At 65.4% G+C, this 2,247-nt stretch carries 2 protein-coding genes; one reads left to right on the top strand and one right to left on the bottom strand.

The window, feature by feature from the left end; genetic code table 11:
• Positions 1-209: 209 nt before the first annotated feature.
• Positions 210-1,334: a class I SAM-dependent methyltransferase gene (locus RMO30_RS02150; protein WP_309708902.1), complete on the bottom strand. Its 1,125-nt coding sequence runs from the start codon at positions 1,332-1,334 to the stop codon at positions 210-212.
• A gap of 81 nt (positions 1,335-1,415) precedes the next feature.
• Here RMO30_RS02150 and RMO30_RS02145 point away from each other — a divergent pair, with 81 nt between their 5' ends.
• Positions 1,416-2,111 carry a hypothetical protein gene (locus RMO30_RS02145; protein WP_309708899.1) on the top strand — a complete coding sequence of 232 codons (696 nt, stop codon included), beginning with the start codon at positions 1,416-1,418 and terminating at the stop codon, positions 2,109-2,111.
• The last annotated feature ends 136 nt before the right edge of the window (positions 2,112-2,247 follow it).

Genomic DNA, 2,247 nt, shown 5'->3' with positions numbered 1-2,247 from the left:
GCCTTGTCGTGCCGCTTCGCGCCGCAGATGTCGTTGTTCGCGTCGCATTTGTTCAGGCTCATCCTGCAAGACCGCGCGGTCCTTTGCGGTGCGCAGCCGGTGTCGATCCTCCGGCACGCCACCTACATCGTGTCCACCTTCATCGCCGGCGCATCCCGCTAACAAGAAATGTCCGCTCCGCGCTCGACAGAACGAGCGCGGAGCGGGCATTATGCGCTCGTGGCGGAGGCCTCGATCCGCGACTCGTCACCCCGTTTCTTCGCACGCCAGATCTGCTCGGCCGGGTATTTGCGCGCCCAGGCGTGGTTCACGAGCCCATACGAGCCGCTGCTCGCCCCCTCTGGCGCCTGCACCTCGATGAGGTCGACGACGTCGAACTCGTTTGCACGTAGCAGCCGGATCCAGTCGCCATAGCCGAGATGGAACTCGACGCCGGACTCGGCCGACCATTCGAAGCGATGCATCCCGAAGTACGGGCGCAGCAGCCGATCTGCAGCCGGCCCCTCGGTATCGGTTTGCGGCACGGTGAGGACCCAAAGCGTGCCGTTCACGAGGAAGACGAGTTCGCCGCCGGGGCGCAACAATCGCGACGCCTCCGGGATCCACCGGTACGGGTCCGCCCAGATGCTTGCACCGTACTCGCTGATCGCCAGGTCGAAGCTTGCGTCTGGCAGCGGCACCGACTCGGCGTTGCCTTGGATGAGGGGGAAGTGGAGATCGTGCTGGTTCTGGAGGGTTAGCGCCGTTTTCAGCTGCTCTCCGGAGATGTCGACGCCGGTGACGCGAGCGCCGCGCCGAGCAAGCCATGACGAGAAGTAAGCGGATCCGCAGCCCAGCTCGATGATGTCGAGCCCGTCGACGTTTCCCGGCAATGCCCCGAGCCCTGACTCCGGAACGCCGAAGATGCCCCAGCTGATCTCGTCGGCTGCCCAGGCCCGACGGCCGGGCTCGGCGTAGCGTGGCGCGTTGACCTCGTCCCAAAAGGCGGCGTTGCGCACGGCGTGATCGAGGAGTGGGTCCGGTTCGCTCACGGCGCGGATGGTAGCAAGCGACAATTCGGCTTCGGGAGCCTCGTGCCACCACATGCGCGGCTTGCGGTGACGAAATACGTTCTCAGCACACCTCGACGCCTTGCCGTCGGGAGGATTCGATCCTTCCGATGCTCGCCTGAAAGTCGTGTACTCTGCTTCGACTGCTTCGAGGTCTCGGCAACACTGGACAGCCCCTAGTAGCTGCCGATCGGCACTAGTTGTTCTTCGCTCCAGATTGGGCTTGCGCTCGCGCTCCGGACCGGGCAATATGCGCTCGTGTTGGTCCGAGCACTCGGCGAGCATCACCGACGACGTGCGCGGGGTGTCGTGGGATTCCTGACCCCATCACTTCGGTAGTGTGACGAGGCCGAATGGAGGTGGGTAATGCAGCGTGGAGAGCGGCATAAGGTTGTCCTGACGCTGGCAGTAGCGACGCTGGTCATCGTCGCGGCGTGCGGGCAGACCGAGCCGCGAGACCAGCCGAATGCCGAGCCCCCAGTGGAGCAGCACCCAATCACGAAGGACATCGGCACTGGCGTCGAAGTCAGCATCACGCTGCCGCAGGGCTGGGCGGGCGATCCTCGCGGCGGTTACGTCTGCGGAGCGACCTGCGACGGACCCGCTGGTGCGGGGATCATCGCCTTCAACGATCGGGAGTACTTCGCGTACGGCGACGCGTGCCGGTGGTCGACAAGCAAGCCCAACGCGGACGCGACCACCGCGGCAGCCCTCGTCGAGCAGCTCGTGAAGCAGACCCGGCGGGTGGTGTCCAGGCCCGAGCGGGTGACGGTTGATGGACGTGCAGGCCAGAAGATTATTCTCAAGATGGCCGAGGACGTGACGGCCGAGGGCGACGTGTTCCCGGCCTGCGACGATGACAAGTTCGCCCTACTCGGTGTAAAGGGCGAGGATCCGGGTCGGTGGAGCCAGGGCAAGGGCCAGGTCGAGGAAGTGTGGGCGGTCGACGTGGACGGCGCGATCGCTGTGCTCATCGGGCTGTACTTCCCGGAGACGCCGCAAGAGGACGTCGATGCGGTGCGTCGGGCGCTGGCGTCCATGACCTTCGCGGATACTCGGTAAGTCAACGCGCCCGACGGTCAGTTGTCCTCGGAACGCTCCGAACTGCCGATCGGTACTCGTTGTCCTCCGCCGAAATCGCGCTTGCGGAGGCGGGCCCGAGCGGATTCTTTGGCCTTGTTCTGGAGTCGCGCGCAAC

The organism is Pseudolysinimonas sp., assembly GCF_031389465.1.
Taxonomy (GTDB): Bacteria; Actinomycetota; Actinomycetes; order Actinomycetales; family Microbacteriaceae; genus Pseudolysinimonas_A.
The sequence above is the reverse complement of the archived record's forward strand: the minus strand, read 5'-3'. Positions and strand labels throughout refer to the sequence as shown.

Bases quoted from the DNA above. Each gene is read 5' to 3' on its own strand.
- RMO30_RS02150 (WP_309708902.1), bottom strand. From the start codon at position 1,334: ATGCTCGCCGAGTGCTCGGACCAACACGAGCGCATATTGCCCGGTCCG.
- RMO30_RS02145 (WP_309708899.1), top strand. From the start codon at position 1,416: ATGCAGCGTGGAGAGCGGCATAAGGTTGTCCTGACGCTGGCAGTAGCG.